This is a genomic window from Agromyces ramosus (assembly GCF_030817175.1).
Classification (GTDB): Bacteria; Actinomycetota; Actinomycetes; order Actinomycetales; family Microbacteriaceae; genus Agromyces; species Agromyces ramosus_A.
This window is the reverse complement of record NZ_JAUSYY010000001.1, coordinates 204,176-230,675: the sequence shown is the minus strand read 5'-3', so window position 1 is coordinate 230,675 and position 26,500 is coordinate 204,176. Positions and strand designations below refer to the sequence as shown.

At 71.4% G+C, this 26,500-nt stretch carries 23 protein-coding genes and 1 pseudogene; 13 read left to right on the top strand and 11 right to left on the bottom strand.

Annotated features, from left to right (window positions below):
* Positions 1–87 precede the first annotated feature (87 nt).
* Genes ftsY through ffh form a run of 3 tightly spaced genes read left to right on the top strand, consistent with a single transcriptional unit; the run spans position 88 to position 3,093 of the window.
* On the top strand, positions 88–963 hold the full coding sequence (gene ftsY / locus QFZ26_RS01090; RefSeq protein ID WP_307038642.1) for a signal recognition particle-docking protein FtsY: 876 nt from the start codon (positions 88–90) through the stop codon (positions 961–963).
* A 16-nt stretch (positions 964–979) separates the two neighbouring features.
* On the top strand, positions 980–1,459 hold the full coding sequence (locus tag QFZ26_RS01085; RefSeq protein ID WP_307038641.1) for a DUF2004 domain-containing protein: 480 nt from the start codon (positions 980–982) through the stop codon (positions 1,457–1,459).
* A 50-nt stretch (positions 1,460–1,509) separates the two neighbouring features.
* Entirely contained in the window at positions 1,510–3,093 is a 1,584-nt protein-coding gene (gene ffh / locus QFZ26_RS01080; protein ID WP_307038640.1) for a signal recognition particle protein, read from the top strand.
* Between the two features lie 35 nt (positions 3,094–3,128).
* Here ffh and QFZ26_RS01075 read toward each other — a convergent pair whose 3' ends face one another.
* From QFZ26_RS01075 to QFZ26_RS01065, 3 genes are read right to left on the bottom strand one after another with little or no spacing between them, the layout of a single operon-like run.
* Positions 3,129–3,776 carry a DUF305 domain-containing protein gene (locus tag QFZ26_RS01075; protein ID WP_307038639.1) on the bottom strand — a complete coding sequence of 216 codons (648 nt, stop codon included), beginning with the start codon at positions 3,774–3,776 and terminating at the stop codon, positions 3,129–3,131.
* On the bottom strand, positions 3,773–5,659 hold the full coding sequence (locus QFZ26_RS01070; RefSeq protein WP_307038638.1) for an LVIVD repeat-containing protein: 1,887 nt from the start codon (positions 5,657–5,659) through the stop codon (positions 3,773–3,775). Before QFZ26_RS01070 ends, QFZ26_RS01075 begins: the two co-directional genes overlap by 4 nt.
* A gap of 3 nt (positions 5,660–5,662) precedes the next feature.
* A complete protein-coding gene (locus tag QFZ26_RS01065) occupies positions 5,663–6,475 on the bottom strand; it encodes a spermidine synthase (RefSeq protein ID WP_307038637.1) in 813 nt (270 codons plus the stop codon).
* A 177-nt stretch (positions 6,476–6,652) separates the two neighbouring features.
* Between QFZ26_RS01065 and QFZ26_RS01060 the strand changes: the two genes are divergently transcribed.
* A complete protein-coding gene (locus QFZ26_RS01060; RefSeq protein ID WP_307038636.1) occupies positions 6,653–7,729 on the top strand; it encodes a lipid II:glycine glycyltransferase FemX in 1,077 nt (358 codons plus the stop codon).
* A 60-nt stretch (positions 7,730–7,789) separates the two neighbouring features.
* Here the strand turns inward: QFZ26_RS01060 and QFZ26_RS01055 are convergent, their stop codons facing one another.
* Positions 7,790–8,602 carry a spermidine synthase gene (locus QFZ26_RS01055; protein WP_307038635.1) on the bottom strand — a complete coding sequence of 271 codons (813 nt, stop codon included), beginning with the start codon at positions 8,600–8,602 and terminating at the stop codon, positions 7,790–7,792.
* A 105-nt stretch (positions 8,603–8,707) separates the two neighbouring features.
* On the opposite strand from QFZ26_RS01055, the gene QFZ26_RS01050 reads away from it, so the two are divergent.
* Entirely contained in the window at positions 8,708–10,150 is a 1,443-nt protein-coding gene (locus QFZ26_RS01050) for a GH1 family beta-glucosidase (RefSeq protein WP_307038634.1), read from the top strand.
* Here QFZ26_RS01050 and QFZ26_RS01045 read toward each other — a convergent pair.
* Positions 10,147–11,313: a glutamate--cysteine ligase gene (locus QFZ26_RS01045; protein ID WP_307038633.1), complete on the bottom strand. Its 1,167-nt coding sequence runs from the start codon at positions 11,311–11,313 to the stop codon at positions 10,147–10,149. The genes QFZ26_RS01050 and QFZ26_RS01045 overlap by 4 nt on opposite strands.
* A 280-nt stretch (positions 11,314–11,593) precedes the next feature.
* Here QFZ26_RS01045 and rpsP point away from each other — a divergent pair, with 280 nt between their 5' ends.
* The 8 genes from rpsP (at position 11,594) to QFZ26_RS01005 (ending at position 16,583) form a co-directional block, all read left to right on the top strand.
* Positions 11,594–12,001 (top strand): 30S ribosomal protein S16, encoded by a 408-nt coding sequence (rpsP, locus tag QFZ26_RS01040; RefSeq protein WP_307038632.1) that lies wholly within the window; start codon positions 11,594–11,596, stop codon positions 11,999–12,001.
* Positions 12,002–12,004: 3 nt separating this feature from the next.
* A complete protein-coding gene (locus QFZ26_RS01035; protein ID WP_022891825.1) occupies positions 12,005–12,241 on the top strand; it encodes an RNA-binding protein in 237 nt (78 codons plus the stop codon).
* A 1-nt stretch (position 12,242) separates the two neighbouring features.
* A complete protein-coding gene (gene rimM, locus QFZ26_RS01030) occupies positions 12,243–12,857 on the top strand; it encodes a ribosome maturation factor RimM (protein ID WP_307038631.1) in 615 nt (204 codons plus the stop codon).
* Positions 12,858–12,866: 9 nt separating this feature from the next.
* Complete coding sequence (gene trmD / locus QFZ26_RS01025; RefSeq protein ID WP_307038630.1) at positions 12,867–13,565, top strand: tRNA (guanosine(37)-N1)-methyltransferase TrmD; 699 nt, start codon at positions 12,867–12,869, stop codon at positions 13,563–13,565.
* Positions 13,566–13,737: 172 nt separating this feature from the next.
* Entirely contained in the window at positions 13,738–14,439 is a 702-nt protein-coding gene (locus QFZ26_RS01020; protein WP_307038629.1) for a sirohydrochlorin chelatase, read from the top strand.
* Positions 14,436–15,083 carry a molybdenum cofactor guanylyltransferase gene (gene mobA, locus QFZ26_RS01015; protein WP_307038628.1) on the top strand — a complete coding sequence of 216 codons (648 nt, stop codon included), beginning with the start codon at positions 14,436–14,438 and terminating at the stop codon, positions 15,081–15,083. Before QFZ26_RS01020 ends, mobA begins: the two co-directional genes overlap by 4 nt.
* Complete coding sequence (locus QFZ26_RS01010; protein WP_307038627.1) at positions 15,076–15,366, top strand: DUF6457 domain-containing protein; 291 nt, start codon at positions 15,076–15,078, stop codon at positions 15,364–15,366. The genes mobA and QFZ26_RS01010 overlap by 8 nt, the downstream gene beginning before the upstream one ends.
* Positions 15,363–16,583, top strand: coding sequence for a molybdopterin molybdotransferase MoeA (locus QFZ26_RS01005; RefSeq protein ID WP_307038626.1), 1,221 nt, complete (start codon positions 15,363–15,365; stop codon positions 16,581–16,583). Before QFZ26_RS01010 ends, QFZ26_RS01005 begins: the two co-directional genes overlap by 4 nt.
* Here the strand turns inward: QFZ26_RS01005 and QFZ26_RS01000 are convergent.
* The 6 genes and pseudogenes from QFZ26_RS01000 to nirB form a co-directional block, all read right to left on the bottom strand.
* A complete protein-coding gene (locus tag QFZ26_RS01000) occupies positions 16,544–18,178 on the bottom strand; it encodes an FAD-dependent oxidoreductase (RefSeq protein ID WP_307038625.1) in 1,635 nt (544 codons plus the stop codon). The genes QFZ26_RS01005 and QFZ26_RS01000 overlap by 40 nt on opposite strands.
* A complete protein-coding gene (locus QFZ26_RS00995) occupies positions 18,178–20,304 on the bottom strand; it encodes a molybdopterin oxidoreductase family protein (RefSeq protein ID WP_307038624.1) in 2,127 nt (708 codons plus the stop codon). Before QFZ26_RS00995 ends, QFZ26_RS01000 begins: the two co-directional genes overlap by 1 nt.
* A gap of 5 nt (positions 20,305–20,309) precedes the next feature.
* Positions 20,310–21,710: an MFS transporter gene (locus QFZ26_RS00990; RefSeq protein WP_307038623.1), complete on the bottom strand. Its 1,401-nt coding sequence runs from the start codon at positions 21,708–21,710 to the stop codon at positions 20,310–20,312.
* Between the two features lie 172 nt (positions 21,711–21,882).
* Complete coding sequence (locus QFZ26_RS00985) at positions 21,883–23,016, bottom strand: uroporphyrinogen-III synthase (protein WP_307038622.1); 1,134 nt, start codon at positions 23,014–23,016, stop codon at positions 21,883–21,885.
* On the bottom strand, positions 23,013–23,789 hold the full coding sequence (gene cobA, locus QFZ26_RS00980; protein WP_307038621.1) for a uroporphyrinogen-III C-methyltransferase: 777 nt from the start codon (positions 23,787–23,789) through the stop codon (positions 23,013–23,015). The genes QFZ26_RS00985 and cobA overlap by 4 nt, the downstream gene beginning before the upstream one ends.
* Positions 23,786–26,399, bottom strand: a pseudogene (gene nirB / locus QFZ26_RS00975) (nitrite reductase large subunit NirB). The gene cobA and the pseudogene nirB overlap by 4 nt, the downstream one beginning before the upstream one ends.
* Positions 26,400–26,500 lie beyond the last annotated feature (101 nt).

Genomic DNA, 26,500 nt, shown 5'->3' with positions numbered 1-26,500 from the left:
GAGGCTCTCGGTCGCCGTGCACGGCGGGCAACCCCTTGCGGGTGGACGCGGCATCGGTGTACCGGGTGCGCGCCCTAGGCTGGAGGCATGGCAGAACGTGCATCGTGGTCGCTCGGCGCGGCCCTCCGCGGGGTCTTCGGCGCGAAGACGATCGACGACGACACGTGGGACGACCTCGAGTCCGCGCTCATCCGCGCCGACTTCGGCCCGTCGGTCACGGAAGAGATCGTCGAGGCGATCAAGGCGCAGGTCGACCGCTACAAGACCACCGACCCGCGTGACGTGCAGCGGATGCTCCGCGAGCTCATCGAGGAGCGCCTCTCGAAGTACGACCCGACGCTGAAGCTCACCGAGCGCCCGGCGGTCGTGCTCGTCGTCGGCGTCAACGGCGTGGGCAAGACCACGACGATCGGCAAGTTCGCACGATTCCTCCGCAACTACGACCGCACGGTCGTCGTCGGCGCCGCCGATACCTTCCGCGCCGCGGCCGTCGACCAGCTCGCCACGTGGGCCGAACGCGCGGGGGCGAGCATCGTCCGCCCAGAGCGCGAAGGTCAAGACCCGGCATCCGTCGCCTTCCAGACCGTCGAGCAGGCCAAGCGCGACGGCACCGAGATCGTCATCATCGACACCGCCGGACGCCTGCACACCAAGGGCGGGCTCATGGACGAGCTCGCCAAGATCAAGCGCGTCCTCGAGAAGCAGGCTCCGATCAGCGAGGTGCTGCTCGTGCTCGACGCGACCACGGGGCAGAACGGCCTCGCGCAGGCCGAGGCGTTCATCGAGCACGGCGGGGTCACCGGCCTCGTGCTCACGAAGCTCGACGGCTCCGCCAAGGGCGGCTTCGTGATCGCCGTGCAGGAGAAGACGGGGCTGCCGATCAAGCTCATCGGCCAGGGCGAGGCGATCGGGGACCTCACGGGCTTCACGCCCCACGTGTTCGCCCAGAAGCTCGTCGGCTGAGAAGGAGAGAACAGACATGGCCATCGAACACGACTACTTCGGGCTCATCGGCGACTACTGGTCGGAGCGCAAGGAATACGGCGACCAGGAGGTCGAGGTCGTGCTCGACGCCGACTCCGACACCGTGTCGACCGCCTCGCTCGACGCGGCCGCCACCATGGTGGGCGAACTCGAACTCATCGACGACGAGCTCCGCAACGCCTTCGTCGGGGAACTCGACGGCAACGGTTCGGTCGTGAGCTTCCTCACCGCGGTGCTCGACGGCGACGACGCCGAGGCGGCAGGCGCCATGATCACCAGGGAGTCCGGCGACCGGCAGATCGACGCACTGCGCTCGCTCAGCCTCGTGCGCGTCGACCTCCGCCCCGATGCCGACGGCGACGGCGAGATCTTCGCCGAGTTCGAGTACGGACTCGCGCCCGACGAGATCGACGCGCGTCTCGTGGCGTCGATCGACATCGGCCGCGCGGTCGTCGACGTGCGCTTCGACGCCTGAGCGACAGCTGACCGGGGGCGCTTCGACGCTCGCCTAGAATTGTCAGCACCATGGCTACCTTCGGAACCCTGTCTGACCGCCTCGCAGAGACCTTCAAGAACCTCCGCACCAAGGGCAAGCTCTCGGCGTCCGACGTCGACGGCACCGTGCGCGAGATCCGTCGTGCGCTGCTCGACGCCGACGTCGCCTTCGACGTGGTCAAGCAGTTCACCGCGAAGGTGCGTGAACGCGCCCTCGGCGACGAGGTGAATCGCGCGCTGAACCCGGCGCAGCAGGTCGTGCAGATCGTCAATGAAGAGCTCGTCGGCATCCTCGGCGGAGAGCAGCGCCGCCTCCAGTTCGCGAAGAACCCGCCGACGATCATCATGCTCGCCGGCCTCCAGGGCGCCGGAAAGACGACGCTCGCGGGCAAGCTCGCGAAGTGGCTCGTGAAAGACGGCCACACCCCGATCCTCGTCGCGGCCGACCTCCAGCGTCCGAATGCGGTCAACCAGCTGCAGGTCGTGGGCGGCCAGGCGGGCGTGCCGGTCTTCGCCCCCGAGCCGGGCAACGGCGTCGGCGACCCCGTCAGGGTTGCCAAAGACGCCGTCAAGCACGCCGAGCGCGCCCTGCACGACGTCGTGATCATCGACACTGCCGGTCGACTCGGCGTCGACGCCGAGCTCATGAAGCAGGCCGCGAACATCCGAAAGGCCACGAACCCCGACGAGGTGCTCTTCGTCATCGACGCCATGATCGGCCAGGACGCCGTCATGACCGCGAAGGCCTTCCAAGACGGCGTCGACTTCACGGGAGTCGTGCTGACCAAGCTCGACGGCGACGCGCGCGGTGGCGCGGCGCTGTCCGTGGCATCCGTCACCGGGCGCCCCATCATCTTCGCGTCCACGGGTGAGGGGCTCGACGACTTCGAGCCGTTCCACCCCGACCGCATGGCGAGCCGCATCCTCGACCTCGGCGACATCCTGACCCTCATCGAGCAGGCGCAGTCGGCCTTCGATGAGGAAGAGGCGATGAAGGTCGCCGAGAAGTTCGCGACCGACCAGTTCACCCTCGACGACTTCCTCGCGCAGATGCAGCAGCTCCGCGGCGCCGGGTCCATCAAGAAGATGCTCGGCATGCTCCCGGGCGCCGGCGGCATGAAGCAGCAGCTCGAGAACTTCGACGAGCGTGAGATCGTGCGCACCGAGGCGATCATCCAGTCGATGACGCCGGCCGAACGCAAGAACACGAAGCTCCTGAACGGCTCGCGGCGACTGCGCATCGCGAAGGGCTCCGGCATGACCGTCACCGACGTCAACCAGCTCGTGCAGCGGTTCGAGCAGGCGGCGAAGATGATGAAGACCGTGGCCCGCGGCGGAATGCCGCAGATCCCGGGCATGGGGCCGATTCCGGGCGCCGGATTCGGCGGCGGCGGCGCGTCCCGCAAGCCCAAGGGCAAGAAGTCATCGGGATCGCGCTCGGGCAACCCCGCCAAGCGCGCCGCCGAGAACGCGGCGATCGAGTCGGGGGCGGCACCTGCCGGCCAGGGCGCGGCGCCCGCCGGATCAGGATTCGGCCTCGGCGGCGGCGGCAGCGCAACAGAAGCACCGAGCGAAGCGGACCTCGCCGCGCTGCAGAAGCTCCTCGGCAGGTAACCGGGCCCCGACCCGACCCCGGGGCCACGTCGCGATCAGGCACGCGGCAGCCGCGCCTCGATCTCGCGGAGGCGGTCGACCTCGAGCGATTGCCCCTCTGCCATCGCCCTCGCCCAGCGGGCGACCGCCGGGTCGCCGGGTTCCGCAAGCCGATCCTCGGCCATCCGCACTGCGCCGAGATGGTGCGGCACCATCGCGGCGATGAACAGGCGATCGAACGTGGCACCGCGCACCTGGGCGGCGCGATCGAGAGTGGCGCGGCTGATCTCGCCCTCCATGGCAGCCCCGTGCTCGTGGGATTCGCCCGTCGCCTGACGCCGCTCGAGCCACGAGCGCATCGTGCTCGCCTCGGCCGCCTGCGCCAGTGACATCCGCTCCGCAAGCGAGACGATCTCGGGGTCCGCCGCTCGACCGACCGCCAGTTCGGCCAGTTCGACCGCTTGCTCGTGATGCACGACCATGGCCGCGACGAACGCGAAGTCCGCCGCGATCGCCTCCTGGGTGTACGCACGACCAGAAGCCGGACTGCGTGCCGACTCCGCTCCCGGTGGCGCCGACGGCGTCACGAGGGCGGCGGTCGGCGGCGCGGGGTCGGGGACGGCGGTGCACGCGGTGATCGACAGGCCGACCATCGCGATGAGCGCAGCCGTCGCGGCGGTGGGTCGTCGTCGCACAGTCCTCACGGCCGGCTCCGCCGTCGTCGTCGCTTCGCGAGTGCCGAGTGAGAGACGAGCACGGCCGCGAACGACAGGAGTACGACGAGCCACCACGCGCTCGCGTCGCTGGTCGCCGGCGCGGCATCCGGAGCGAGACTCGGCGCCGGCGCCGCGACGACCACGGTCGCAAGCGCCAGCCGCGGTGCCGACACGTCGCCGCGCACCACCACGTCGTAGCTCCCCGGCCCGAGTGGCCCGGGGAGGGTCACCGTGGTTGCGGCCATCGATCCGTCGGACGCGGCGGTGACGGTCGCCAGCACGCTCTGCGTCGGCATCCACCAGATGTCGGCGGTCTCGCCGGCGGCCAGGGATCCCGCCGGCAGTGACACGGTGATCTCCGCGACGGGGGACGGCTCGAGCGTCGCTGGGTGCACCGACAGAATCTCCATGGGGGTTCGCTCGGCCGCAGAACTCGGCACCACCGGTGCATCCCGCCACACCCACGCGTACTCGGGTTGCGTCTGCGGATTGAGGCCGGTGTCGTCGTACCGGGCTGCATCGGCGAACGCGGGATCGGTGAGTCGTAGCACCTCGAGCCCCTCGTACATGTCGCTCGCGTAGAGGTGGCCCCGGTACGGGTAGACCGACCAGATGCCCGCGGTGTAGTCCATGGAGTACCCGTAGTCGGGTCGGTCGAACCACGTGAGCTCGACCGGGGCGGCAGGTTCGGTGAAATCGATCACGGAGACCCCGCCCTCGAGCCAGGCCTGCGCGATCACGAATCGATCCGGCACCGGCACCAGTCCGCCGGAGTGGGCGACGCACTTCTCCAGGTCGGATTGGACACGAGGGAGCTTGAAGGTGCCGGCCTTCACGAGCCCGTCGGGCTGGATCCGCCACGCGGCATCCGCGCCCCGATCGGCCCCGAACGCGGGGGAGCACGTGTTGATGAACCCGTCGCCGAGCTCGTCCTGGAAGACGACCGTCGACGCGGCATGGTCGAAGATCCCCGAGTGCCAGAAGGCGACCGCGGGATCGCGGACCCGCTGCAGCACGACCGGGGCGAGTGGGTCGGCGATCGAGAGGAGGAGCCCGTCGCCACGGCACGCCGCGACGGCGAGCGCCTTCGCCGGGTAGGCCGTGATGTCGTGGCATCCGGTCGTGGACCGGGTCTCCGCTCCACCCGCGACGCGGTCCTCGGGGCCGAACGCCGACTCGTCGTCGAAGAGTTCGAGCTCACCGATGACGCTCGCTCCCTCCGGTGCGGCGAGCGGCACCTCGATGATCTGCAGCGGATTGCGGCCGGTGCAGTTCCGGGAGGCGCCCCTGCTGTACGCGCTCACGTAGACGAACACGCGATCCGCGCTCGCCGGGTCGGGCACGACGGTGTGGGTGTGCGACCCGCAGCGCGTGCGGACCGCCGCGACGTACTGCGGCGACGCGGGATCGCTGACGTCGAAGATGCGCACGCCCTCCCAGTTCTCGTCGGTCTCCGGCACGCGCTCGGCCTGGCAGGAGTCGTCGGACATCGTCTCGTCGACCGAGACGAACACGAGGTTGCCGACGGCGCTGACGTCGCCCTGGCCGCCGGGGCAGGAGACCGTGCTCACCAGCGTGGGCACTGCCGGATCGGCGATGTCCCACACCGAGAATCCCCCGAAGTTGCCCTGGATGAGGTGGTCACCCGTGAAGGCGAGGTCGGAATTGATGAAGTCGGCGTCGTCGCCCCGCCGGAACGGGTTCTCGCGGTGGGCAACCCATTCGAGCCCGGGCCCGATGGATGGGTCGCGGGCGGGTTCTCGCGCGCCGGCGGGGACGGGCGCTCCCGCGGCCACCGACGCGACGAGCGTGACGAGCAGCGCCGCCGCGGCGACCGGCCTCGCTATGGCGGCGACACGACCGGCGCGCATCGATCAGTCCAAGCGGTCGTCGTCGCGCCGGGCCGACGCCCCGTCGACGAAGTCGGCGAGACTCGCGTCGTGGAGCAGCGCGATGGGCCGACCGTCGGCATTCGCCCGGTCGACGAGGAACTCCGCGGGGAGCGGCGATTCGGATGCCGCGAACACGACATTGCCGAGGCTCGTGCCTGCCACGACCGCGGACGCGGCGAGAGCGACGACCTCCGGCATGACGGACTCGAGGGTCGCGGCGACCTCCCGGCTCATCGTGAGCCCGGCGGATGCGAGCGTGTTCACGACGATCAGGGCAGAGGGAGCGAGCAGCAGGCGGAGGTGCTCGAAGAACTCGACCGTCGACAGGTGCCTCGGGGAGACGCTGCCGGAGAACACGTCGACGACGGCCAGATCGTAGCCGCCCCCCACTCGAGCCGCGCGTTCGACGGCGGCGCGCCCGTCGTCGAACTCGACGGTGAGTTCCACGCCGTCATCGAGGGGGAGCACCTCGAGCACGAAATCGAAAACCTCGCGGTGCAACTCGACGACGTGCTGGACCGAGCCCGGTCGCGTGGCCGCCACGTAGCGGGGGATGGTGAGGGCACCCGCGCCGAGGTGCAGGATGCGGATCGGCCGGCCGGCATCACTGCAACCGTCGATGAAACTGGCGACCAGCCGGGTGTACTCGAGTTGGAGGTCGCGGGGGTCGGCCGGATTCACGTGCGACTGCGTCGCCCCCTCGATGACAAGGGAGTAGCCGCCGTTGGTGCCGCGCCCGGGGAGGAGCCGCGCACTGACAGACTCGCCGTCGAGTTCCAGTCGGGGGTCGCTCATGCGTCCCACCCTAGGTCGGCTCGAAGTGGCGGGCCAGATGACTCGGCGATTTCGTCATCCCCGGGGTTGCTCGGGGCGACGACGCAGGTGGGTGTCTAGACTGTGCGCCAGAGGCCACCGGATCGACGCGGATGGGGTGCCGGCGCACGTGGTCGGGCTGGAGGCGCGGTGCGAGCGGTGCGGTCGGTCCAGTCGGTCGCGGCGACCACGCCGACCAAGCCGACCCCGCCGACGCCGGCACCGCGCCGCCAGGGCGTCGCGGCCGAGTGGGACGATCGCGTGCTCTCGTCCCACAGTCGCCCGCACTTCATGCAGAGCAGCACCTGGGAACGCGTGCGCACCGCGGGACCATGGCACGTGGTCCGTCGAGAGTTCGGCAGCGGGCGCGAGCATCCGGCGCTCGTCTTCGAGCGGCACGTCGAGGGGGTCGGTGTCCTCGAGCACGTGCCGAGGCTGAGCGGCCTCGGCCCCGGTGACGTCGAGGCGTTCACGGACCGCGTCCGAGCCGAGCGAGGTGTGGCCTTCGCATCCAAGGTGGAGGTGTACCAGCCGCGGGATGAGGCCCTGATCGCCGCGTTCGCCGCGGCCGGCTGGCTGCCGACGCGGGCGTCGCAGTATCGTCACGCGGTCGTCGTCGAGCCCGCCGTGGGCGAGGAGCGACTGCTCGCCGCGATGAAGAGTCGGGCCCGGGCCGAGATCCGCGCGGCCGAGCGGAACGGCGTCGTCGCCGGCCGGGTCGAGCTCAGCGAGGAGAACCGCTCGCGGATGCTCGACCTCATGCGGGAGACGGAGGAGCGCTCGGGAGCGTTCTTCCGGACGGGCGACTACGCGGAGCGAGTGTGGACCGCATTCGCCGACGATGACCGCGGGCATCTGTACTTCGCCACGCATGAGGGGCGCGTGGTCGCTGGGGCGTTCGTTGCGCGCTTCGGGCCCACCGCCTGGTACAAGGACGGCGGCTCGTTGCGCGACCAGCCGCAGCTCATGGCGTCGCGGCTGCTGCAGTGGAGCATCATGTGCGACCTCGCCGCCACCGGGATCGAGCGCTACGATCTCGGGCACGTGCCCTCGCCGAGCGAGCCCGAGGCGCCGGGCCGCGGCCTGCTGATCTTCAAGCGGGCCTTCGCGAGTGAGGTCGTCGAGTACATGCCGGCGTTCTTCCTTGCCCATGAGCCCGGAGCCGACGACTGGCGCCGCGGCGAGCGAGACTTCCTCGCGGACTACCATCGGCGAACCGGCGACTACTGGTATTGACCGCGATGGCTCCGGTGCGAACGCCATGCCGCCCGACGGCGAGCGCCTGGCGCGGCGGCGTCAGTCGCCGCGGCCGGTGTCGCGCCGCACCGGAGCGTCGCCGACGAAGGCCAGGAACTTCGCACCGCTCAGGATCTCGATCCGGCGCGGTCCGCCGTCGGCGCGACGCGTGAACTCCCCGGTCGGCAATGGTACGTCGGCGGCGGCGAACACGAGGTTGCCGAGGCTCTTCCCCGCCACGACCTCTGGCGCCGACACGACCACGACGTCGGACCGCAGCGCGGCGAGGGTCGCGCCGACCTCCCGGCTCCGGCCGAGACCGGGGCTCGCGATGGTGTTGACCACGATGAGGCCGTCGGGGGCGAGCAGATGACCGAGATGGTCGAAGAACTCGAGCGTCGTGAGGTGTTCGGGTGAGCTGCTGCCGGAGAACACGTCGACGATCGCGAGGTCGTAGCCGCCCGCCGTGCGCACGGACCGCTCGACGGCCGCACGGGCGTCGTCGAACTCGACGGTCAGCTCGGCGTCGGGATCGAGGGGGAGCACGTCGAGCACGAACTCGAGCAACTCGCGGTGCAGCTCCACGACGTGCTGCACGGAGCCGGGCCGCGTGGCGGCCACGTACCGCGCGATGGTGAGTGCACCGGCGCCGAGGTGCAAGACCCTCAGGGGGCGGCCCGCTTCGCGCCATCCGTCGATGATGGCGGCGACGAACCGCGTGTACTCGAGCTGCAGGTCGAGGGGATCGCGTGGATTCACGTGCGATTGCGTGGTGCCCTCGACCACGAGCGTGTATCCGCCCTTCGTGCCTCGATCGGGGAGGAGCCTGGCGTTCACGTGCTCGCCGTCGAGTTCGAGTCGGGGGTCGCCCATGCCCTCCACCCTAGGCGGCGTCACATCCGGGAGCCAGCACGCACGGGCGCGCTACAGTATTGCGGGCGGTGCGGATGCCGCTTTCCGACGACTGGAGAACCCACGATGACGACCGGCAACGCCGACTACCGCGACGCGGGACTGGCTTTCCCCGACGACTTCCTGTTCGGCTCGGCGACGGCCGCGTACCAGATCGAGGGCGCCGCGCAGGAAGACGGCCGCGGGCCGTCGATCTGGGACACGTTCAGCCACACTCCCGGCAAGGTATGGAACGGCGACACCGGCGACGTCGCCGACGATCACTACCACCGGCTCGACGCCGACCTCGACCTGATGGCCGAGCTCGGCCTCGAGGCGTACCGATTCTCGATCGCGTGGCCGCGCATCCAGCCCATCGGCCGCGGGCCCGCGAACGAGGCCGGCCTGGCGTTCTACGAGCGCCTCGTCGACGGGCTCATCGCCCGCGGCATCCGGCCGATCGCGACCCTCTACCACTGGGACCTGCCGCAGGCGCTCGAAGACGAGGGCGGCTGGACGAACCGCGCCACCGCCGAGGCCTTCGCCGACTACGCGCGCATCATGGGCGAGCGGCTCGGCGACCGCGTGACGGTGTGGACGACCCTCAACGAGCCCTGGTGCAGCGCGTACCTCGGCTACGGCTCCGGTGCCCACGCGCCGGGACTCATGGACGGCGCGAAGGCGCTCGCGGCGGTGCACCACCTGAACCTCGCGCACGGTCTCGCGGTCGCCGCGCTCCGCGAGGTCGTGACGAACGACCCCGGCTACTCGATCACGCTGAACCTGCACGTCATCCGCCCCTCGGGTGCGACCGGCGCCGAGGCGGCCCGCCGCATCGACGGGCTCGCGAACCGCGTGTTCCTGGGCCCCCTCCTCGACGGGGAGTACCCCGCCGACGTGATCGCCGACACGAGCGACGTGACCGATTGGTCGTTCGTCAAGCCGGGCGACGCCGAGCTCATCCGCCAGCCCATCGATCTGCTCGGCGTGAACTACTACTCGACCGTCACCGTCGAGATGTGGGACGGCGTGTCACCGCGCGTGAAGGCCGACGGGCACAAGGACATGGGCGGCACCGCGTGGCCCGGATCCGAGCACGTCGAGTTCCTCGTGCAGCCCGGCCCGTACACCGAGATGGGTTGGAACATCGACCCCTCGGGGCTCGAAGACCTCCTGGTCGCCCTGCACGAGGCCTACCCGTCGCTGCCGCTCATGGTCACCGAGAACGGCGCCGCCTTCGACGACGTCGTCATCGAGGAGGCCGGCGGCCGGGCCGTGCACGACACCGAGCGAATCGACTACCTGCGCCGGCATTTCACCGCCGCGCACCGCGCCATGCAGCGCGGCGTCGATCTCCGCGGCTACCAGGTGTGGTCGCTCATGGACAACTTCGAATGGGGCTACGGCTACTCGAAGCGCTTCGGCATCGTGTACGTCGACTACGAGACGCTCGAGCGCGTGCCGAAGGACAGCGCGCGCTGGTACTCCGAGCTCATCCGCACCCGAAGCATCCCCGGGGGTTCGAACTAGCGAGCGGATGCCCCGGGCGGCGTCTCGTCGACGCCGTCGCGCAGCTCGCGCGCGAGGTGCGCAACCACCGCGCGCAGGTCGTTTCCGGCCGCCTCGGCGACCCTCAGCTGCCGCTGGTAGCTCGCGCCGCCGTCGAGCGTCTGGCGAACCTGTTGCAGCTCGACGGCGCAGCCGAGGCGGTCGGCCACCGGTGCGAGCGTGGTGAGGAGGTCGCGGAGGTCGTCGGTGACGAGCCGCTCGGTGCCCGCGACATCCGTGATGACCTCGGCTTCGAGCCCGTAGCGGGCGGCGCGCCACTTGTTCTCGCGCACGTACCACGGCTGCAGCACGGGGAGCGTCTCGCCCTCGTCGAGGCGGGTGCTCATCCATTCGACGAGGCATTGCACCAGGGCGCCGATCGCGGCGATCTCGGCGGCCGTCGACACCCCGTCGCACACGCGCACCTCGACGGTGCCCCACTTCGGCGACGGCCGGATGTCCCAGCGCACCTCGCTGTGGTCCTCGATGACGCCGGTGCGCACGAGGTCGTCGACGTAGCGCTCGTACGCTGCCCAGTCGGCGAGGGGGTACGGCAGCCCAGCCGTCGGCAGCTGTTGGAACATGAGCGCCCGGTTGGAGGCGTACCCCGTGTCGACCCCCGCCCAGAACGGGCTCGACGCGGAGAGGGCCTGCAAGTGGGGGAGGTAGGCGAGCAGTCCGTCGAGGATCGGCAGGGCCTTGTCGCGCTCGTCGATGCCCACGTGCACGTGGATGCCCCAGATCATCATGTTGCGGCCCCACCACCGCGTGCGATCGATGAGCTTGTGGTAGCGGGGCTTGTCGGTGAGGTGCTGGTCGTACCACTGGCTGAACGGATGGGAGCCGCTGCACACGAGCTCGTACTCGCCGAGCTCGTCGATGACCGCTCGCACCTCGGCGATCTGGCCCTCGAGGTCGGCGACGGCGCCGGCGACGGTCGTGTGCACGCCGGTCACGAGCTCGACGGTGTTCGTGAGGAGCTCGGAGGTGATGAACGGATGCCGCCCCCCGGCGCTGCGCGCATCGAGCACCTCGAGCACCCGGTCGGCGACCGACGCGAGCTCACCCGTCGCGCGATCGACGATCGCGATCTCCCACTCCAGCCCGATGGTCGACCGCGGCGATTGCGCGAACTCGATCGCCATGTCCGGACCCCCTTCCAGCCTGCGAGCGCCGACGTGGGGACATCATGACACGGCGGTTCTTGCATCGGCGTGCGGTGCGTCATGCGGCGTCCTCTGGCGCGCTGGCGCGGACCGCACCCGGGCGATTCTCGTTTCGGCGCGGAATCTGCAAGAATGGTCAGTCGAGTTCTGTAACGCCCGACCCTCTATCCGGCGCGCAGAATCTATTGAGCTTCCGCCGAGTGTGCACCCCACGCTCACGGCTGTCAGTTCGCCCACCTCATAACATTTCAGGAGAATTGTGGCTGTCAAGATCCGTCTCAAGCGCCTCGGCAAGATCCGTGCGCCGTACTACCGCATCGTCGTCGCCGACTCGCGCACCAAGCGCGACGGTCGCGTCATCGAAGAGATCGGCAAGTACCACCCCACCCAGAACCCCTCGTTCATCGAGGTCGACTCCGAGCGTGCCCAGTACTGGCTCTCCGTCGGCGCGCAGCCGACCGAGCAGGTCGCGGCGATCCTCAAGCTCACCGGCGACTGGGGCAAGTTCAAGGGCGACAAGAACGCCGTCTCGACCGTGCAGGTCGCCGAGCCGAAGCCCGCCTTCGTCGTCGATGAGAAGAAGAAGCCGGTCCTCAAGCCCAAGGCCGAGAAGCCTGCGGCGAAGGTCGAAGAGGCCCCCGCCGAGACCGCGACGGACGAGGCGTAAGCCTTGCTCCAGTCCGCGCTCGAACACCTCGTCAAGGGGATCGTCGATCACCCTGACGAGGTCAAGGTCGTCTCCGCGTCGAGCGCACGCGGCGAGGTCCTCGAGGTTCACGTGAACCCCGAGGACCTCGGTCGCGTGATCGGCCGTGCCGGGCGCACCGCGAAGGCGCTCCGCACGCTCGTGACCGCGCTCGCCGACGGCCGTCGCGTTCGCGTCGACGTCGTCGACACCGACGACTGACGTGTCCGACGCACCCGGATCACAGCTCCGCGTCGGCCGCCTCACGAAGGCGCACGGCCTGAAGGGCGCCATCAAGCTCGAGCTCTACACCGACGACCCCGAGCGGCGCTTCGTGCCGGGCGCCGAGTTCTCGCTCCAGGTGCCCGACACGTCGCCGTGGCACGGCAAGCGCCTCAAGCTCCGCGAGCTTCGCTGGTACAACGGCCACCCGGTCGGGTTCTTCGAGGGCGTCGACGATCGTTCGGCGGCCGAGACACTCGCCAAGGCGATCCTCTGGGTCGAGCACTCCGAACAGGAGACGCCGGAACCCGACGCCTGGTACGACCACCAGCTCATCGGGCTCACGGTCCTGCGCGACGGCGAGAAGGTCGGCGAGGTCACCCACGTCGACCACTTCCCGGCCCAAGACCTGCTCATCGTGAAGACGAAGGGGCGCGAGGTCATGGTGCCCTTCGTCTCGGCGATCGTGCCCGAGGTCGACCTCGCCGCCGGCACCCTCACCGTGACGCCGCCGCCGGGACTCTTCGAGGAACTGGTCGAGCCCGATGACGCCGAGCCGGGTGCATCCGGCCCGAGCGACGGTGCATCGGGCCCGAGCGACGCACCCACCGAGTAGGGTCGCCGCATGCGGATCGACATCGTCACGATCTTCCCCGAGTTCTTCTCGGTGCTCGACCTCTCGCTGCTCGGCAAGGCCCGGCAGACGGGGCTGATCGACGTCGTCGCCCACGACCTCCGCGACTTCACGCACGACCGGCACCGCACCGTCGACGACACCCCCTACGGCGGGGGAGCCGGCATGGTCATGAAGCCCGAGCCGTGGGGCGAGGCGCTCGACGCGATCGTCGGCGACGGGACATCCGACGCCCTGCTCATCGTGCCGTCGCCTGCCGGCGAGCCGTTCACGCAGGCGATCGCCCGCGAACTGGCCGCCGAGTCGCATCTCGTGTTCGCGTGCGGCCGCTACGAGGGCATCGACCAGCGGGTCGTCGACCACTACGCCGCGCGAATGCGTGTGCGCCTCATCAGCCTCGGCGACTACGTGCTGAACGGCGGCGAGGTCGCGGTCATGGCCATGATCGAGGCGGCCGGACGACTCGTGCCCGGCGTCGTCGGCAACCCCGAGAGCCTCGTCGAGGAATCGCACGAAGACGGCCTGCTCGAGTACCCGAGCTACACCAAGCCGGCGGTCTGGCGCGACCTCGAGGTGCCCCCGGTGCTCCTGTCGGGACATCACGGGGCCATCGCGGCGTGGCGCCGCGAACAGCAGCTCGACCGCACGCGACGCGTGCGACCCGAGCTGCTCGGCGACGCCTCGCCGTGAGCAGGGATTCACCTGCCCGAAACACGTGAGTGCCCGCCGCGAAACACGCCGTGCATAGCGTCGAAACCGGCGGCTGAGCTCCACCCGCCGGAGAGCGGGTGCATGCATGGTCGGGTCGAGCGAAGCCGCAACGGCCACTCGCGATGAAACGGCACCATCGCCACTCCGACTCGTGGCGGTCACGCACGGTTCGCCGTCACCGGCGAATCGTGCCGCCGTCATCCGGCTCGTCGACGCGGTCGCCACCGTGCGCCCCGAGCTCGACGTCTCGATCAGCTTCGTCGATGCGCGGTCGACGGATGTCGCGGCCGCCGTCGCTGGCGACGCGGCGTCGCCCGGCGCCGTCATCGTGCCCCTCGTGCTGTCGGCCGGGTTCCACGTGCGCACGGGCCTCGGGCTCGGACTCGACCGCATCGGCGGGTCGAGCAGCCTCGCCCCCGAGCTCGGCCCCGACGCGCGCATCGCCGACGTGCTCGCCGAACGACTCGAAGCACTCGACCTCACCGACCGCGACGCCGTGCTGCTCGCCGCCGCCGGGTCGAACGACCCGCGCGCCGTGCGCGAATGCTTCGAGACGGCGCGCCTGCTTGCGCAGCGCCTGAGCCGGCCCGTGACCGTCGGGTTCATCGCCGCCGGGCTTCCACGGCTTCCCGACGCCATCGAGATGGTGCGCGAGGTGCATCCCGGCGCCCGCATCGTCGTCGGCGCCTACCTGCTCGCGCCGGGCGCCTTCTACGACACCGCAGCCACGCTCGGCGGCGACGTGATCGCCGAGCCGTTGCTGCTTCCCGACCGGGAAGCTCCCTCAGCGCTCGTCGAACTGGTGCTCGACCGGTATTCGGCCATCGAGCTCGTGCACGGCGGGGCGTCGTGATCGAGTACGACGCGGTGATTCCCGCCGGCGGCCGCGGCTCGCGGCTCGGCGGGGTCGACAAGCCGTCGCTCGTCGTGCGCGGCGTGAGTCTCGCCGATCGTGCGGTCGCGTCGGTCGCCGGCGCCCGTCGGGTCGTGCTCGTGGGACACCGGGTGACGTCATCGTCCGACTCGCGCGTGAGCCTCGCCGAGGAGACGCCGCGATGGTCTGGTCCGGTGGCAGCGCTCGCGGCCGGGCTCACCGCGATCGAGTCGAGCTCGCCCTTCACGATCGTGCTCGCGGCGGACCTCCCGTCTGCGTCGCCGGCCGTCGAGCGTCTGCTCGGCCTGGCGGGCGACGCAACCGCCCACGGGTCCCATGCCGAGGGCGTCGTCGCCGTCGCCGGCGGTGGCATCCGCCAGCCCCTGCTCGCCGTGTACCGCAGCGACCGGCTGCGCGCCGCGGTGGCCGCCGTCGTCGAATCCGCGGCGCGGCGCGACGGCCGAGGGGCCTCCATGCGCGCGGTGCTCGAGCGGATGCCACTGCTCGAGGCCGTGATGCCCGAGGAGTGGTGTCGCGATCTCGACACTCCGGACGACGCGGCGCACTTCGGTGTGACGCTTCCCGCGCACGCCACTCCCGATGGGAGCACCGACGATGGCTGAGCCACGTGACCTCGAGCAGTGGACCACCGACCTCGTGGCGGCCCTCGGCCTCGACGCACGCGGTCTCGACCGCGCCGTCGACATCGCCGGCGTGCTCGACCTCGCCAGGCTCGCTGCGCACCGGGTGGCCAGGCCGGCAGCGCCCGTGACCACGTTCCTCGCGGGATTCGCGCTCGCCAGAGGGGCGACGCTCGAGCAGGTGGCCGACATCGTCACACGGCTCGCGCGGGGCGCTGATGCCGATGCCGATGCCCACGCCGACGCCGGTGCGGAACCGCGATGAGCGACGCCGCGCCGAGCTGGCGCGCCGCTCGCCGGCTCGCATGGAGGGTCGGCGGCCTCGCGCCGACCACGGCGCGCATCGTCGAGCTCGCCGACGCCGACGGGCTCATGCTCGCGCGGGCGGTCCGGGCGCTCGTCGACCTCCCCACCGCCGACGCGAGCGCGATGGACGGGTGGGCTGTCGCGGGCGGTGGTCCGTGGGCCATCGGCGCGACCATCCGCATCGGCTCGGCACCCGGGGCGCCGCTCCGGCCCGGTCGCGCGCGCGCCATCACGACGGGGGGAGCGGTGCCCCCCGGCACCACCGCGATCGTGCGGCAGGAACACGCCACGATTCTCGACGGTCCACGCGGGCTGCTCGCGATGCGTGACGGGCGTCCAGTGCCAGAGCGCGGCGCCGACCTCCGACGCCGCGGCGAGGAGCTCGGCGCGGGCACCCTCCTCGCCGAGGCCGGCCGCCGGGTGCATCCAGCGCTGATCGCGCTCGCGGCAGCCGCGGGAGTCGACACGGTCGAGGTCACCGCCGCAGCCGACGTCGACGTCGTCGTGACCGGCGACGAGGTCATCGACCGCGGCGTTCCGCAGCCGGGCCGGGTGCGAGACGCCTTCGGGCCGGCACTGCCGTCCCTGCTGCGTCGGCTCGGTGCGGGTGACGTACGGGCACGACGCGGCGCCGACGAGGCGGACCGGCTCGCCGAGGCGATCGCCACGACCTCGGCGCAGCTCATCGTGACGACCGGCGGCACCGCGGCCGGGCGTTCCGACCACGTGCAGCGAGCCGTCCGATCCGGTGGTGGCGAGCTCGTCGTCGCCGGGGTCGCGATGCGGCCGGGGCATCCGGTGCTGTTCGGCCGAACCGGTGCCGGCGTCCCGATCCTCGGGCTCCCCGGCAACCCCCTCGCGGCCTTCGCGTGCCTCCTGAGCTTCGCCCCGCCGCTCCTCGAGGGCATGGCCGGGGTGCCGATGTCGGAGCCGGCGCCATCCGCCGACGCCGGCGTCACGCGAGACGCGCGCCGCACACTCCTCCGGCCCGTGCGACTCGTGGACGGCGTGCCCGAGCTCACCGGTCGAGACGGCTCGGCGATGCTCATGGGCCTCGCGGGCTCCGACGGGTTCGTGGTCGTGCCGCCCGACGGCGTGCCGCTGCTCCTGCCGATGCCGGGCGCCGACGGCGCGGCTCAGCCGGTCAGCCTCGTCGCCTCTTCGTTGTCGGCGTAGCGCGCGAGCACCTCGGCGATGCGACCCTTGCAGCCGCCGCAGCCGGTGCCAGCACGGGTGTCGCGGCCGACCCCGTCGACCGTGGTGTTGCCGCACGAGGCTGACGTCTCGATGCCCTCGACGGTGACCGCGTTGCACCAGCACACCGTCGAGGTCGGCGCGAACGCGTCGGCGTCATCGCGCGGGTCGTAGTCGGGGCCGTCGAAGCGCAGCAGCATCGATCGATCGGCCGGAAGCTCCGCGCGGCGCTCGAACAGCAACGTGAGCTCGGCGGCGGTCCTCGGCATGCCGATGCTCACGAACCCCGTGAGCACGCCGCCGTCGGTGATCATCTTCACGTACCGGCCGTGCTCGGCGTCGGCCCACTGGGCGATGCCGCGGCTCGGCACGAGTGCATCGTCCTCCCACGGGTCGGCGGTCACCTGGCCGACCGCCACGACGTCGACGTGCTCTGCCTTGAGGGCGACGATGGCGTCACGCTCGGCCGGCGCCGACGTCTCGGGCTCCTGGCCGCGCGCCACCGCCACGAGTTGCCGGGCGAGCCACGCCGCCTGCCGCCAGCCGGGACCGATGAGCCCTGACGGCGCGCCGGGGAGGTCCCGGCGGCCCGCGGTCTCCTCGGTGCGTTCGACGACCTGTGCGCAGTCGCCGATGGCCGAGATGTCGGGGTCGGTCCAGCTGCGGAGGTCGGCGTCAACGACGATGCCCGTCGCGGTGCGGAGGCCCGCCAGCACGGCGAGGTCGGTGCGCGGCGTCACGCCGCAGGAGAGGAGCAGCAGGTCGCCGTGCAACGTCTTGCCGTCGGCCGTGACGAGGAAGTCGAAGCGCCGGGTGCCGTCGTCGTCGGTGCGGAACCCGACGGCCTCGGCGCGGCTGTGCGCGATCACCGAGACCCCGGTGCGGCGCAGCGCCGTGCGCAGCACCTGCCCGCCGCCTCGGTCGAGGTTGCGGGGCATCGGGTGCGGCCCGTGATGCACGACGCACACCTGGGCGCCCGCGTGCGCGGCGGCGAGCGCGATCTCCAGTCCGAGCACGCCGGCGCCGAGCACGACGATGCGACGGCGGTCGCGCACCGCCTCGAGCACGCGTTCCGCGTCGTCGAGGTCGCGGAGCGAGGTGATGCCCGCCGGCAGTGCGTCGTCGCGCCCGATGAGTGCGGCGCCGTATTTCTCGAGCGACATCCGGTCGCGGCGATGCCGCTCGACGCCGTCGAGGGTCGGCACGTTCGCGCGAGCGCCAGTGGCGAGCACGAGCCGGTCGTAGGGGAGGAGCTCACCGTCGTCGAGCGTGACGGTGTGCGCCTCACGCTCGATCGACGCCACCTGCACGCCGGTGAGCAGTCGAACACCGGCGAGCTCCATCTCGTCGCGGTCGGCGAGGCTCATCGCGTCGAGCGACGTGCCACCGACGGCGTACTCGGCGACGAGCACGCGGTTGTACGCGTGGGCGGATTCGACGCCCACGACCGTGAGGCCGATCTCGCCGGAGCGCACGGCGGGCAGCAGCTCCTCGACGAGGCGCGCTCCCACCGGGCCGAAGCCGACGAGCACGACCCGGAACGGGGTCGATCCATTCGGGACGATCGGTCGGGTCATCAGGCCACCGCCTCGGAGATCGGCCGGATCGAGACCAGGTTGGTCTTGAACTCGGGCATGGCCGACACCGGGTCGACGGCGTCGGAGGTGAGCAGGTTCGCGGTCTGGAGGCCCGCGAAGTGGAACGGCACGAACACGGCATCGGGTCGGATGTCGGTCGAGAGTCGTGCGCGGCATCGCACCACGCCACGGGAGTTGACGAGCTCGACGGTGTCGCCGTCGCGGATGTCGAACCGGGCCGCGGTCGCCGGATGCACCGTCGCGAGCGCCTCGGGCTGGGCGTCGGCGAGCTCGGGGACCCGTCGCGTCTGCGCACCGCTCTGGTAGTGCTCGAGCAGGCGGCCGGTGACGAGCGTGAGCACGTCGGCGGGCGACGGATGCTCCACCTCGGCGCGCACCCTCACCGACACGAGCCTCGCGAGCCCGTCGGCGTGCGCGAACCGGTCGGCGAACAGGCGCGGCGTGCCGCGGCTCCCGCGCGGATACGGCCAGTAGGCGGCCTCGCCGGCGTCGAGCATGGCGTAGTCGATGCCGGAGTAGTCGGCGATGCCGCCCTCCGAGGCGAGTCGCAGTTCCTCGAACACGTCTTCCGGTCGCACGTGGAACACCGAGGGTGCGTCGAGCCGACGCGCGAGCTCATGGAGGATCCAGAGCTCGTCACGCACCCCTTCGGGCGGGTCGAGGGCAGGCAGTCGACGGATGACCCGCCCCTCGAGCGAGGTCATCGTGCCCTCCTCCTCGGCCCACTGGGCAACGGGGAGCACGACGTCGGCGAGGTCGGCCGTCTCCGAGCGGAAGAAGTCGCACACGACGAGGAAGTCGAGCGACTCGAGTCCGTGCCGCACGGCGCCGGCGTTCGGCGACGAGATGACGACGTTCGAGCCGTGCACCATGAGTGCCCGGAGTCCGCCGGGCCGCCCGAGCGACTGCAGCAGTTCCACGGCGGGGATGCCGGGACCCGGGATGACGTCGGGGGCGACGCCCCACACGCGCGCGACGTGCGCACGGGCGTCGGGGTCGGTGATCTTCCGGTACCCCGGGAGCTGGTCGCACTTCTGCCCGTGCTCCCGCCCGCCCTGCCCGTTGCCCTGGCCGGTGAGCGTGCCGTAGCCCGACCCCGGTCGTCCGGGGAGTCCGAGCAGGAGCGCGAGGTTGATGGCGGCGGTCGCCGTGTCGGTGCCGTCGACGTGCTGCTCCACGCCGCGGCCGGTGAGGATGAACGTCGGCGCGCCCGACGCGAGGCGCCGCGCGAGACGGCGCAGCGTCAGTGCCGCCACGCCGGTGATCGACTGCACGCGTTCGGGCCACCACGCGGCCACGCTTCGCCGCAGGCCGTCGAATCCCGTCGTGCGCGTCGCCACGTACTCGTCGTCGACGAGCCCTTCGGCGATCACGAGGTGGATGAGTCCGAGCAGCAGCACGAGGTCGGTGCCGGGCGCGGGCTGCACGTGCATCCCCTTGCCGTCGTCGGTGAGGCGGGCGGTCGCGGTGCGACGCGGGTCGACGACGACGAGACCGCCTGCCGCTTGCGCTCCCGCGAGGTGCCCGATGAACGGTGGCATCGTCTCGCCGGGATTGCTGCCGAGGAGGAGCACGGTGGCCGCCCCGTCGAGGTCTTCCAGCGGGAACGGCAGTCCGCGGTCGACGCCGAACGCCCGGTTGCCGGCTGCCGCCGCCGACGACATGCAGAACCGGCCGTTGTAGTCGATGCGGCTCGTGCCGAGCGCGAGCCGCGCGAACTTGCCGAGCTGGTACGCCTTCTCGTTCGTGAGGCCGCCGCCGCCGAACACGCCGACCGCGTCGGCGCCATGCGAGGCACGGATGCCCCGGAGCCGCGCCGCCACGAGATCGAGCGCCTCGTCCCATCCGCTCTCGTGGAGCTCGCCGTCCTCGCCGCGCACGAGCGGGGCGAGGAGGCGGGATGGCGCGCGGAGGAGCTCGGCCGAGGTCCAGCCCTTCTTGCAGAGTCCGCCGCGATTGGTCGGGAAGTCGCGGCCCGCGACCGTGACCGGCGCGCTCGGGGCATCCGCCGACCCTGCAGATGACGCAGCGGGCGACGCCGTGAGCGACATCGCGCACTGCAGCGCGCAATAGGGGCAGTGGGTGGGGGTCGAGGCGCCGGTCATGTGGTTCAGACCCGGTGCTCGCGCAGCTGGCCCGACCGGACGTACACGAGGTACGTGACGGCGAGGAGCACGACGTAGAAGGCGACGAATGCGAGGAATGCCGCCTGGTAGCCGCCCGAGGCCTGGAACGAGACGTTCAGCGCCTGCGGGATGAGGAAGCCGCCGTACGCGCCGATCGCGGAGATCAGCCCGAGCGCGGCCGCGGCCTTGCGTGCCCGCGCCCCGTCGTCGCCCGATGCCCGGATGGCGAAGACGATCGGCACCATCCGGTAGGTCGAGCCGTTGCCCATGCCGGCGGCCGCGAACAACAGCAGGAAGCAGCCGAGGAACAGCCAGAAGTTGCCGAGCGGCAGCGTCCAGATCACGGCGATGGTGATCACGGCCATCGATGCGAAGACCAGCATCGTGATGCGGGCACCGCCGAACCGGTCGGAGAGGCGTCCGCCGTACGGGCGGGCCAGCGAGCCGACGAGGGCCCCGAGGAAGGCGAGCGAGATGGATGCCCCGCCGACGGCGATGCTCGAGAACTCGGGGAACTGGTCGGCGATGAGCTTCGGGAACACGCTCGCGAAGCCGATGAACGAGCCGAAGGTGCCGATGTACAGCAGCGACAGGATCCAGAGGTGCGGCTCGCGCAACGCTGCCGCCGAGCCCGCGAAGTCGGCCTTCGCCGACGACAGGTTGTTCATGTACCGTGCGGCGCCGATCATGGCGAGGAGGATAAACGGCACCCAGATCCAGCCGGCGATGGGCAGGTTCAGGGTGGCGCTCGCGCCGATGGTGATGACGATCGGCACGATGAACTGGGCGACGGATGCCCCGAGGTTGCCGCCTGCGGCGTTCAGCCCGAGCGCCCAGCCCTTCTCGCGCTTCGGGTAGAAGAACGTGATGTTCGACATGGAGCTCGCGAAGTTGCCGCCGCCGAACCCGGCGAGGGCCGCGACCGCCAGCATCACGCCGAACGGCGTCTCGGGATTGCCGACGCACACCGCGAGGGCGATGGTCGGGATGAGGAGGAGTCCAGCGGAGATGATCGTCCAGTTGCGGCCGCCGAAGCGGGGGACGAGGAACGAGTAGGGCACTCGCAGCGTCGCGCCGACGAGGCTCGGAATGGAGATGAGCCAGAAGATCTCGTTCGATCCGAACGCGAATCCGGCGTCGGGCAGCTTCACCGCCACGACGCTCCAGAGCTGCCAGACGACGAATCCGAGGAACTCGGCGAAGATCGACCAGACCAGGTTCCGGCGCGCGATGGCACGACCCGCCGACGACCACTGCGCATCGTCTTCGGGGTTCCAGCCGTCGATCCAGCGACCCGGCCGATGGGTGAGGGTGCCGGCCGTCGTCTCGGTGAATTCGGATCCGGTGGTCGTGGTGGTCGTGGTGGATGTCGTGGTGTCGGTCATCGCAGCCTCCGGTGAGGGGAGAGGTGGGTGAAGCTCGTGCCACCGAAGCTATCCAGCTGGTATTTCCGCGGTTCGCGCGCACGGTGAACGCTCTGTCTCGTGTTGCTCACCTCGCGGATCACGCCGCGTGAGGTCGTCGACGCAATCAGGCCACGCCGCACGCGCCGCGCGCTCATACGTCGATCCGATACCCGCGCTTGACGACCGTCGCGATGAGGCCGGGCACGCCGAGCGTGCGTCGCAGCCGGCTCACGGCGACCTCGAGCGCGTGGTCGTCGTCGGTGCCGGGCAGGCATGCGGCGAGCCGATCGCGGCCGACGACGGAGCCGCCCGCACGCACGAGCGTGCGCATGATGGTGTGGGCGGTCGGCGCGAGTGAGATCCTGCGCCCCTCCAGCTCGACGACCGTGCCGCGCAGCCCGAGCGGTCCGTGACGGGTCTCGAGGCGGGCGACGCGATCCTGCTCGAGGTGCTCGCACACGAGCCGGATGAGGGCGCCCATGCGGTAGCGCTCGGGCTGGATCGGCTCGATGCCCAGCGCGATGAGCGGGGCGGCGGTCACCGGGCCGACCGCGGCAGTGACCACCGCGCCGTACATCGCGTCGATGAGGTCGTCGAGCCGGCCGAGCGATTCGGCGGCACTGAACAACGCGTGCACCGCCGGAGCGCTCGTGAACATGATGCAGTCGAGGCCGCCGCCGCAGGCCGCCTCGATCAGCCGGCTCACCCGCTCATCGGAGGAATCGGGCTGGATCCAGCGGTACGGCTCCACCGTGAGCACCCGCGTGTGCGCCGCGCGCAGCCGGTCGAGCTCCTCGGACGCGAGGAACCCGTGCATCTGCACCGCGACCGTCAGGCCCGACGGGTAGTCGGCGAGCACCGTGTCGATGAGCGAGCCCGTCGTCTCCTCCGGGCTCATGCCGACGTCGTTGAGGCCGGCGGCGCGGATGCCCCCACGAGCCTTGGGGCCCCGCACGAGGATCGCCGTCTCGGCGAGCGCGTCGACGAGCTCCTCGCCGAGGCCCGCGGCATCCGCCACCTCGAACCAGCGCCGGACCCCGTAGGCGGTGGTCGCGAGGAGCACGTCGGGGCGGGCCTCGATGATGCGCCGGGTGTCGGCGATCACCGGCTCGTCGGACTGCGAGTTCGCGATGCGGAGCGTCGGCGCGTGCACCACTTGCGCCCCACGACGTTCGAGCGCGTCGATGAGGTCGCCGGAGCGCCGATCGCTCGTGACCCCGATGCGGAATCCCTCGAGCTGGTCGGGGCGGAAGCCGAGGGCTCGCTCGTCGATCGTGTCGGTCACGGGAACACCGCGGCGAGGCGCGCCGCCCGGTCGATGAGTGCGAGCGAGTCGGCCTCGCCGTCGTGGGCGAGGCGCACCACCTCTCCGATCACCACGACGGCGGGTGAGGCGACCTGCGCACGGCCGGCCGCCCCGACGATGTCGGAGAGCGTGCCGGTCGTCGTGCGCTGGCCGGCCTGGAAGCCGCGTTCGATGATCGCGACGGGCATCTCGGCGTCGAGTCCGGCGCGCGCGAGGCCCGCGGTGAGCGAGGGCAGCGCGCTCACGCCCATGAGCACCACGATGGTCCCGCCGAGGCCCGCGAGGTGGGTGAGCTCGGCCTCGGTGAGCGGGGCGTGACCCGAGACCACCGTGAAGAGGTGGCTCACGCCGCGGTGCGTGAGCGGGATCCCCGCGGCGGCGGGAACGGCGACGGCGCTCGTGACACCCGGGACGACCTCGACCGGGATGCCGGCGCGATGGCACGCGAGCACCTCCTCGCTGCCGCGACCGAGCACATACGGGTCGCCGCCCTTCAGCCGCACGACCCGCGCGCCCGCCTCGGCGTGCCCCACGATGAGCGCCTCGATCTCGGATTGCGGAATGGCGTGGTGGCCGGGCCGCTTGCCGACGTCGATGAGCTCGGCGTTCGGCGCGTGCTCGGCGAGCCGGGCGTGCGGCGCGAGCCGGTCGTAGAGCACGACGTCGGCCGCGGCGAGCGCTCGCACGGCGGCGACGGTGAGGAGGTCGTCGGTGCCCGGGCCGCCTCCCACGAGGGTCACCCGGCCGGTCATGCGCCGGCTCCCCGCACGGGGATCGTCGGACCGGCGACGAGCACGGCCTCGCCGCGTTCGCGCTCTTCGTCGGTGGCGGGGCGGAACTGCCCGCGCTCGGAGACGCGGGCGATCGAGGGGTCGGGCACGTTCGGCGCGTTCACGAACGAGCGGAACCGGCGGAGCCGCTCGGGGTCGGCGAGGGTCGCCGCCCATTCGTCCTCATAGGTGTCGACGTGCCTGGCCATGGCTTGCTCGAGCTCGTCGGCGAGGCCGAGGGAGTCGTTCACGACCACGTCGCGCACGTGGTCGACGCCGCCTTCGAGGTCTTCGATCCACCGGGCGGTGCGCTGCAGCCGGTCGGCGGTGCGGATGTAGTACATGATGTATCGGTCGATGTAGCGCAGGAGCGTCTCATCGTCGAGGTCGCTCGCGAGCAGTTGCGCATGGGCGGGCTGGAAGCCGCCATTGCCGCCGACGTACATGTTCCAGCCCTGGTCGGTGGCGATCACGCCGACGTCCTTGCCGCGGGCCTCGGCGCACTCGCGGGCGCATCCCGAGACCCCGAACTTCAACTTGTGCGGTGAACGGAGGCCGCGGTAGCGCAGTTCCAGTTGCACGGCCATCGCGACCGAGTCCTGCACGCCGTAGCGGCACCACGTCGAGCCGACGCAGCTCTTCACGTTGCGGAGGGCCTTGCCGTAGGCCTGGCCCGACTCGAATCCCGCGTCGACGAGCTGCTTCCAGATCTCGGGCAGCTGGTCGAGCCGGGCGCCGAAGAGGTCGATGCGCTGCCCGCCCGTGATCTTCGTGTAGAGCCCGAAGTCGGTGGCGACCTGCGCGATCACGGCGAGCTTCTGCGGCGTGATCTCGCCGGCGGGGATGCGCGGCACGACCGAGTAGGTGCCGTCCTTCTGCATGTTCGCCATGGCCCGGTCGTTGGTGTCCTGGAGTCCGCCACGGCCGCCGTCGAGGATGTACGAGCCGTGCTGGGTGGCGAGGATCGAGCCGACGACGGGCTTGCACACGTCGCAACCGCGCCCGGTGCCGAGGCGGGCGATGATCTCGTCGAACGAGGCGAGCTCGAGCACCCGGATCGACTCGAAGAGCTCCTGACGCGAGAGCTCGAAGTGCTCGCACAGCGCCCGGGAGGGCGTGATGCCCGACTTCTTCAGCTCCGATTCGAGCAGCTTCTTCACGAGCGGCACGCACGAGCCGCACTGCGTTCCGGCACGCGTGCACGTCTTGAGGGCGCCGAGCTCGGTGCAGCCGTCGGCGTGGTCGGCGTGACCGCCGGCGACGGCGTCGCGAATCGTGCCGGCGCTGACGTTGTTGCACGCGCAGACGAGCGCCGCGGCGGGTAGCTCGTCGCCCGCGGGCGCCTCCATGCCCGAAGCCGAGAGGTACGCGGCAGGCTCGCTCGAGAGCTGCGTGCCGAGCAGTGGCCGCAACGACGCGTAGGGCGAGGCGTCGCCGACGAAGATTCCACCGAGCAGCGTCTTCGCGTCGTCGGTCATCACGAGCTTCTGGTAGAGCCCGCGCGCCGGGTCGGCGTAGACGATCTCGAGCGCCTGCTCGGTGCGGGCGAGAGCGTCGCCGAAGCTCGCCACGTCGACGCCCGAGAGCTTCAGCTTCGTCGCGTCGTCGACGCTCGTGAACTCCGCGGCACCGCCGAGCAGCCGGTCGGCGACGACCTCGGCCATGGCGTTCGCCGGCGCGACGAGGCCGGTGCAACGACCCTCGAAGCTCGCGACCTCGCCGATCGCCCAGATGTGGGGGGCGGATGCCGCGCACGCCGTGCTGATCGCGACGCCGCCGCGCGGGCCGAGCTCGAGCCCGAGTCCGCGGGCGAGCTCATCGCGCGGGCTGATGCCGATGGCGAAGACCACGAGGTCGATCTCGATTGGTCCGCCCGTTCGTGAGCTCCACGCCGACGACCGCGTCGTCCTCCACGAGCACGGCTGCCGGCCTGGTGCCCAGGTGCAGTCCGATGCCCTGGCCCGCGATGATGCGGCCGAGGGCGCGGCCGGCGCCCTCATCGAGCTGAGCCGACATGAGCCAGCCGCCCGAGTGCACGACCGCGGCGTGGGCACCGAGCTTGGCGAGGCCGCCGGCGGCCTCCAGTCCGAGGAGGCCGCCGCCCGCGACCACGACGCGAGCGGGTCGGCCGTGACGCTGGGCGAGCGTGCGGGTCTCGGCGACCAGGGAGTCGACGTCGTCGATGGTGCGGTACACCCGCGCGTGCTGGTGGCCCGGGATCTCGGGCACGGGAGCGCTCGACCCGGTGGCGAGCACGAGCTCGTCCCAGTGCAGGGCCAGACCGCCGGAGGTCGTCGCCGTGTGAGCGACGGGATCGACGGCGACGACACGCTCGCCGGTCACGAGGCGGATGTGCTCGTCGTCCCACATCGACGACGGCTGCAGGGTGAGGTCGGCTGCGGCATCCGCGAGCCTCGTGCTCAGCGCCACGCGGTCGTAGGGCTCGTGGAGCTCCTCGCCGACGACGGTCACCCGCAGCGTGCGGTCGGCGTCGCGGGCGTGCAGGCTGTCGGCGAGTCGGTGCGCCGCAGGCCCGCCGCCGACGATGACGACGTCGCGCACGCCGGGCGCGGCGTGGGTGCTCTCGGTCATGGCTGCCTCCGGGTCTCGAATGAGGCGAGCGTAGGGCCGGGCCGTTTCCGCCCTGTTACGTCGAGGTAACCGCGACCAACCTCGAACGCACGCGCGCTCGT